At 72.4% G+C, this 7048-nt stretch carries 6 protein-coding genes; 5 read left to right on the top strand and 1 reads right to left on the bottom strand.

What is annotated here, in order from left to right:
* Nucleotides 1-102 precede the first annotated feature (102 nt).
* Nucleotides 103-1245: an S-methyl-5-thioribose-1-phosphate isomerase gene (gene mtnA, locus H4N64_RS35225; RefSeq protein WP_186286603.1), complete on the bottom strand. Its 1143-nt coding sequence runs from the start codon at nucleotides 1243-1245 to the stop codon at nucleotides 103-105.
* Between the two features lie 141 nt (nucleotides 1246-1386).
* Between mtnA and H4N64_RS35230 the strand changes: the two genes are divergently transcribed.
* From H4N64_RS35230 to H4N64_RS35250, 5 genes are read left to right on the top strand one after another with little or no spacing between them, the layout of a single operon-like run.
* A complete protein-coding gene (locus H4N64_RS35230) occupies nucleotides 1387-2724 on the top strand; it encodes a DUF7847 domain-containing protein (RefSeq protein WP_186286604.1) in 1338 nt (445 codons plus the stop codon).
* Between the two features lie 4 nt (nucleotides 2725-2728).
* Nucleotides 2729-3499, top strand: a complete 771-nt coding sequence (locus H4N64_RS35235; RefSeq protein ID WP_186286605.1) for a DUF4129 domain-containing protein — start codon at nucleotides 2729-2731, stop codon at nucleotides 3497-3499.
* On the top strand, nucleotides 3496-4689 hold the full coding sequence (locus H4N64_RS35240) for a DUF4350 domain-containing protein (RefSeq protein ID WP_186286606.1): 1194 nt from the start codon (nucleotides 3496-3498) through the stop codon (nucleotides 4687-4689). Before H4N64_RS35235 ends, H4N64_RS35240 begins: the two co-directional genes overlap by 4 nt.
* Complete coding sequence (locus H4N64_RS35245) at nucleotides 4689-5678, top strand: AAA family ATPase (RefSeq protein WP_186286607.1); 990 nt, start codon at nucleotides 4689-4691, stop codon at nucleotides 5676-5678. Before H4N64_RS35240 ends, H4N64_RS35245 begins: the two co-directional genes overlap by 1 nt.
* Nucleotides 5678-6988 (top strand): DUF58 domain-containing protein, encoded by a 1311-nt coding sequence (locus tag H4N64_RS35250; protein WP_186286608.1) that lies wholly within the window; start codon nucleotides 5678-5680, stop codon nucleotides 6986-6988. Before H4N64_RS35245 ends, H4N64_RS35250 begins: the two co-directional genes overlap by 1 nt.
* Nucleotides 6989-7048: the final 60 nt, after the last annotated feature.

A 7048-nucleotide genomic window follows, 5' to 3' on the forward strand; every position in this document is an offset into this window, starting at 1 on the left:
TATGGGGTCGCTACTGTCTGCCCTCGCCCTTCGATCTTGATGTCGGTGGTGTACGCCAACCGGCCCACCGGGGCCGGCCACCGACGTACGAGACCGCCCGCCTCAGCCGATCGTCACCTCCCGCGACCTGGCACACATCTCGGCCAGCGCCTCAGCCGTCACGGGCGACACAACGCCCTCCTCCGTCACGATCGCCGTCACCAGCTCGGGCGGCGTCACATCGAAGGCCGGGTTGTAGGCCTGCGTCCCCAGCGGCGCCACGGGTATCCCGCCGCCCGGCCCCGTCACCGGCACCTGCGGCGCGGTCACCTCGGTCACCTCGAACCCGGCGCGCTGCTCCACCTCGATGGACGCCCCGTCGGGCGTGTCCGGATCCACCGTCGTGACCGGCGCCACCACGATGAACGGCACATGGTGGTATCGCGCGAGCACCGCGAGCGGATAACTCCCCACCTTGTTCGCCACCGACCCGTCCGCGGCGATCCGGTCCGCCCCGATCAGCACGGCATCCACCTCACCGGCCGCGAACAGCGACCCGGCCGCGCTGTCCGTCAGCAAGGTGTACGCCATCCCGCTGCGCGCCGCCTCGTACGCCGTCAGCCGGGCCCCCTGGAGCAGCGGACGCGTCTCGTCCACCCACAGCCGCCGCAACCGCCCCACCCGATGCGCCGCCAGCGCCACCGCGAACGCGGTGCCCTCCCCGCCGGACACCAGCGACCCGGTGTTGCAGTGGGTGAGAATCCGGTGCCCGCCGCCGGGCAGCAGCTCGTCCAGCAGCGCCAGCCCCCGCTCGGCCATCCGCGCACTGGCCTCGGCGTCGTCCCGGTGCAGCTTTCTCGCCGCGGCCAGCGCCGCCTCGGCCGCCTTCCCCATATCGCCGCTCCGCGCCAACTCGGCCCGGTACGCGGCCTGCGCCCTGCGCACACCGACGGCGAGATTCACCGCCGTGGGACGGGCACCCGCGAGCGCGTCCGCGGCATCGTCCACGTCGAAACCGCGCGCGGCGGCCAGCGCGACGCCGTACGCCCCCGCGATCCCGAGCAGCGGAGCCCCGCGCACGGCGAGCGAACGGATCGCCTCCACCAGCACCGGCGCATCCGTACAGACCAGTTCCACCTCCTCTGCGGGCAGCCTCGTCTGGTCGAGAAGGACCAGTACGGGGCCTTCTGGTGGCTCTTCCCAACGGATCACCGGTATCTCGGTGGGCCGCTTGTCCTCGCCGGATTGCGCGTGCTGATCAGCCATGCGGTCAGTCTGCCCGTTATCCGGCGGACAATTGAAGGTGTGCAGGCCATACCTTGACCGGTCCCCGGATGACCACCCCATGGCACGATGGCTGCCAACCTGCCGCCGCGACCCGCGGACGGGCACCGTGAAGGAGCGACGATGAACGACACTCCGGGCTGGGCCTCGCCCGGATCCGCCCCGTCCGACGGTCAGGAGCACGGCGCCTCCGGCCCTGACCGGCCCGCCGACCGACCGGAGCCCGAGCAGCCCGCGGACCAGCCAGGACCGCAGCCGCAGGGCCCCGGACCGAAATGGTCCAAGGAGCAACCGCCACCGGCCCAATGGTCCGCGCCCACCGGCCCCGCGGCCCCGGAACAGACCCCACCGCCTCCACCGCCCGGCCCGGGCTGGGGCAGCCGCCCCCCGGCCGGCCCCGGCGGCGGCCCGGGAGGCTACGGCGGCCCCGGCGGATCCGGCTCCTGGGGTGGCGGTTGGGGCGGCCCCCCGCCCGCGGCCAAGCCCGGCGTCATCCCGCTGCGCCCGCTCGGCGTCGGTGAGATCCTCGACGGCGCCGTCTCCACCATGCGCGCCTACTGGCGCACGGTCCTCGGCATCGCCCTCACCGTCGCCGTCCTCACCGAGATCGTCGTCGTCCTGCTCCAGGGCTTCTTCCTGAACGACCGCATCGACACCGACGCCCTCGACGACCCCAGCGCCACGCTCAGCGAACTCAGCCGCGCCATGGGCGACGCCATGCTCAGCTACGGCGCCATCTCCCTGATCTCCCTGATCGGCACGATCGTGGCGACCGCCCTCCTCACCACCGTCACCAGCCGCGCCGTCCTCGGCAAGTCGGTGACCACCGGCGAGGCCTGGAACGACGCCCGCCCCCAGGTCGCCAGGCTCTTCGGCCTGATCTTCCTGCTGCTGCTCATCGCCTTCGGCATCGTCGCCGTGGGCGTCCTGCCGGGCATCCTGGTGGCCGCCACGGGCGCCGGCGAAGCGGGCGCCGCGCTCACCGCGCTGGGCAGCCTGTGCACCATCGTCGTCGCGATCTGGCTGATGGTCCGCCTTTCCCTCGCCTCGCCGGCGCTGATGCTGGAGAAGCAGGGCATCGTGAAGTCGATGAGCCGCTCCGCCAAGCTGGTCCGCGGCTCCTGGTGGCGAGTCTTCGGCATCCAGCTGCTGGCCATGCTCATCGCGAGCATCCTCGCGTCGATCATCGCCATCCCGTTCGGCTTCCTGGCCGACGCCTTCAGCGGCGACAGCGTCAACAGCCTCCTCGACAGCGGTGGCGGCGGCGGCGACCTCGACTGGACCTACCTCATCGTCAGCGGCGTCGGCTCGGTGATCGGCTCCATGATCACCTTCCCGATCTCGGCGGGCGTCACCGTGCTCCTCTACATCGACCAGCGCATCCGCCGCGAGGCCCTCGACCTCGAACTGGCCCGCGCCGCCGGCGTCCAGGGCTACGGATCCGACACCCCGGGGAGCTGAATCGGTGAGCCTGGCGGGGGGAGTTCTCACCGCGGCGCCGGCCCTGCCGCGCGCCGCCGTACGGATGTCACCGCATGTCGCAGACGCGCTGTCGCTCGCGCGCTCCGGCGACGAACCACCGGTGACGATCCCGCGCGACCCCGCGCGGGAGGCCGCCCGCCGCGAGCTGTCCAAGCGGATGTACCACGAGGACGAACCCGGCCTGTTCCAACGCGCCCTCGACGCCTTCTGGGGCTGGGTCGACGACCTGTTCAGCAGCGCCTCGGCCGTGACCCCCGGAGGACCGCTCGGCCTGGTCGTCGTCATCCTGGCCGTACTCGCAGTCCTGGGCGCCCTGTGGTGGCGCCTCGGCACCCCGCGCCGCGAACCCGCCTCCTCCGCCGCCCTGTTCGACGACCGCCCCCGCAGCGCCGCCGAACACCGCGCCGCCGCCGAGGCCCACGCCGCCCAGGGCCACTGGAACCAGGCCGTCCAAGAACGCATGCGCGCCATCGTCCGCTCCCTGGAGGAACGCGCCCTCCTCGACGTCCGCCCCGGCCGCACCGCCGACGAGGCAGCCGCCGAAGCGGGCCGGGCCCTGCCCTCCCACACCGACCGACTACGCACCGCCGCACGGGACTTCGACGACGTGACATACGGCGGCCGAGCCGCAGCCGAGCCGTCGTACCGGCGCATCTCCGAACTCGACCACGACCTGGAGCGCACCAAGCCCCAGCTCACGACCAGCAGCGCCCACAGCGCGGCTCCCAACACCCGCCAGGGAGCCGCCGAATGACCACCGAGGCCACGCTCCCGTCCACCTCGGTCTCCCCTACGGCCCGCCAGGTGTGGACCCGCGCGCGAGGCATCGCACTCGCCCTCGTCATCCTCCTCGCGGGCGCCGTCGCCATCGCGGTGATCCGCTCCGACGCCCGGCACGGCACCCTCGACCCACGCTCCGCCGACGCCCAGGGCAGCCGCGCCGTCGCCGAACTCCTCGCCGAACGAGGCGTGTCCACGCGCGTGGTCACCACCCTCGACGAGGCACGCGCCGCGACCGGCCCGGACACCACCCTCCTGGTCACCGTCCCCGACCTGCTGACGGAGCGTCAACAAACCTCGCTGCACTCGGCGATCGCCGACAGCGATGGACGCACCCTCCTCGTCGCTCCCGGGAGCTGGTCCGTCGAACGACTCGCCCCCGGCGTCGTCGCCGACCCCGCCAAGAGCCTGGACTCCACACTCCAGCCCGACTGCGACCTGCCCGAGGCCCGGCGCGCCGGCGCCGCCGACACGGGCGGCATCCGCTACACCACCACCCACCTCCAGGCCGACTCCTGCTACCCGAGCGAGCGCCTGGCCACCCTCCTGCACATCCCCAGCACCTCCGGTGACGGCGACACCGTCGTCATCGGCGCGCCCGACATCCTCTACAACGACCGCCTCGACGAGCAGGGCAACGCCTCGCTCGCCCTCCAACTCCTCGGCTCCCGTCCCCATCTGGTCTGGTACCTCCCCTCGCTCTCCGACTCCACCGCCGACCCCGAGGGCGAGCGCGGCTTCTTCGACCTGCTCCCCTCGGGCTGGCTCTGGGGCACACTCCAGCTCTTCATCGCGGCAGCCCTGGCCGCCCTCTGGCGGGCACGCCGACTGGGCCCCCTCGTGCCCGAAAAACTCCCCGTGGCGATCCGCGCCTCCGAAACCGTCGAAGGCCGCGCCCGCCTCTACCGCAAGGCCGACGCCCGCGACCGCGCGGCCGCCGCTCTTCGCTCCACCACCCGCACCCGCCTCGCCCCCCTCGTAGGCGTCCCCGTCACCCAGGCACACGCACCCGAAGCCCTGCTCCCCGCTCTGTCCGCACACCTCCGTGGCGACGGACAGTCCCTGCACGCCCTCCTCTTCGGCCCCCCGCCCGGCGACGACGCCGCCCTCATCTCCCTCGCCGACCAACTCGACGCCCTCGAAAGTGAGGTACGCCGTCCATGATGGACCCGACCACTGACAACGCCGGGCAGAGCGGAGACCGGGCCGATTCCCGGGCCTCCCTGGAAGCCCTGCGCGCCGAGATCGCCAAAGCCGTGGTCGGCCAGGACCCCGCCGTGACCGGCCTCGTCGTCGCCCTCCTCTGCCGCGGACACGTACTACTAGAAGGAGTCCCTGGGGTCGCCAAAACGTTGCTCGTCCGCACCCTCGCATCCGCACTCGAACTCGACACCAAGCGCGTCCAGTTCACCCCCGACCTCATGCCGAGCGACGTGACCGGCTCCCTGGTCTACGACACCCGCACCGCGGAGTTCTCCTTCCAGCCCGGCCCGGTCTTCACCAACCTCCTCCTCGCCGACGAGATCAACCGCACGCCTCCCAAGACCCAGTCGTCCCTCCTCGAAGCCATGGAGGAACGCCAGGTCACCGTCGACGGCATCCCCCGCCCGCTCCCCGAGCCCTTCCTGGTCGCGGCCACCCAGAACCCCGTCGAGTACGAGGGCACCTACCCCCTCCCCGAAGCCCAACTGGACCGCTTCCTCCTCAAACTCACCATCCCCCTGCCCTCCCGCCAGGACGAGATCGCCGTCCTCACCCGCCACGCCCAGGGCTTCAACCCGCGCGACCTGCGCGCCGCCGGCGTACGCCCCGTAGCCGGCCCGGCCGACCTCGAAGCCGCCCGCAGGGCAGTCACCAAGACCACGGTCTCCCCCGAGATCACGGCCTACGTCGTCGACATCTGCCGCGCCACCCGCGAATCGCCGTCCCTCACCCTCGGCGTCTCCCCGCGCGGCGCAACCGCCCTGCTCGCCACCGCCCGCGCGTGGGCATGGCTGACCGGCCGCGACTACGTCATCCCAGACGACGTGAAAGCACTGGCCCTGCCCACCCTCCGCCACCGCGTGCAACTCCGCCCGGAAGCGGAAATGGAAGGCGTGACGGCAGACTCCGTCATCAACGCGATCCTCGCCCACGTCCCCGTCCCCCGCTGATGTCACTCACCGGACGCGCCGCGCTCCTCGCAGCCCTGGGCTCCCTCCCCGTCGGCATCTGGGAACCCAGCTGGACCGGCATCCTCGCCGTCAACGCCCCCCTGGCGGTGGCCTGCGCCTGCGACTTCGCCCTGGCCGCCCCCGTACGCCGCCTCGGCCTGACCCGCTCCGGCGACACCTCCGCACGCCTCGGCGAAACCGCCGACGTCACGCTCACCGTCACCAACCCCTCCGGCCGCCCCCTGCGCGCCCACCTCCGCGACGCCTGGCCACCGAGCAGCTGGCAGCCCGGCACGGAAATCGAGGCCTCTCGCCAACGCCTGACGGTCCCGCCAGGCGAACGCCGCCGCGTCACCACTCGCCTGCGCCCCACCCGCCGCGGCGACCGCCAGGCCGACCGCGTGACGATTCGCTCCTACGGCCCGCTCGGTCTCTTCACCCGTCAGGGCACACATAAGGTCCCGTGGACAGTACGTGTGCTGCCACCATTCACCAGCCGTAAACACCTCCCGTCCAAGCTCGCCCGCCTCCGGGAACTCGACGGCCGCACCAGCGTCCTCACCCGGGGCGAAGGCACGGAATTCGACAGCCTTCGCGATTACGTCCCCGGCGACGACACCCGCTCCATCGACTGGCGCGCTACGGCCAGACAGTCGGCGGTCGCCGTACGCACCTGGCGCCCGGAACGCGACCGCCATATCCTCCTGGCCCTCGACACCGGCCGCACCTCGGCAGGCCGCGTGGGCGACGCCCCACGCCTCGACGCCAGCATGGACGCGGCACTCCTCCTCGCAGCCCTGGCCTCCCGCGCCGGCGACCGCGTGGATCTCCTCGCCTACGACCGCCGAGTACGCGCCCTCGTCCAGGGCCGAACCGCCGGCGACGTACTGCCGTCCCTGGTCAACGCCATGGCCACACTGGAACCCGAGCTCGTCGAAACGGACGCCCGTGGCCTGACCGCCACAGCACGCCGTACGGCTCCCCGCCACGCCCTCATCGTCCTGTTCACGAGCCTCGACGCGGCCCCGATCGAAGAGGGCCTGCTCCCGGTGCTCGCTCAACTGACCCAGCGCCACACAGTCCTCGTGGCATCGGTGGCGGACCCGTATGTCGCCCGCATGGCCAAAGCCCGCGGCAACACCGATTCCGTCTACGAGGCCGCAGCCGCGGCCCAGGCCCAGAGCGAACGCCATCGCACGGCGGACCAACTCCGCCGCCACGGTGTCACCGTGGTCGACGCGACGCCAGAGGAACTGGCACCTGCGCTGGCGGACGCATATCTGGCACTGAAGACTGCGGGTCGTCTCTGAGGAGGTTGGAGAAAAGGCCGGAAACGCAGAAAACCCCGCACCGGAAAGGTGCGGGGTTTC

It is taken from the genome of Streptomyces cupreus, assembly GCF_014257025.1.
In the GTDB taxonomy this organism is placed as follows: Bacteria; Actinomycetota; Actinomycetes; order Streptomycetales; family Streptomycetaceae; genus Streptomyces; species Streptomyces cupreus.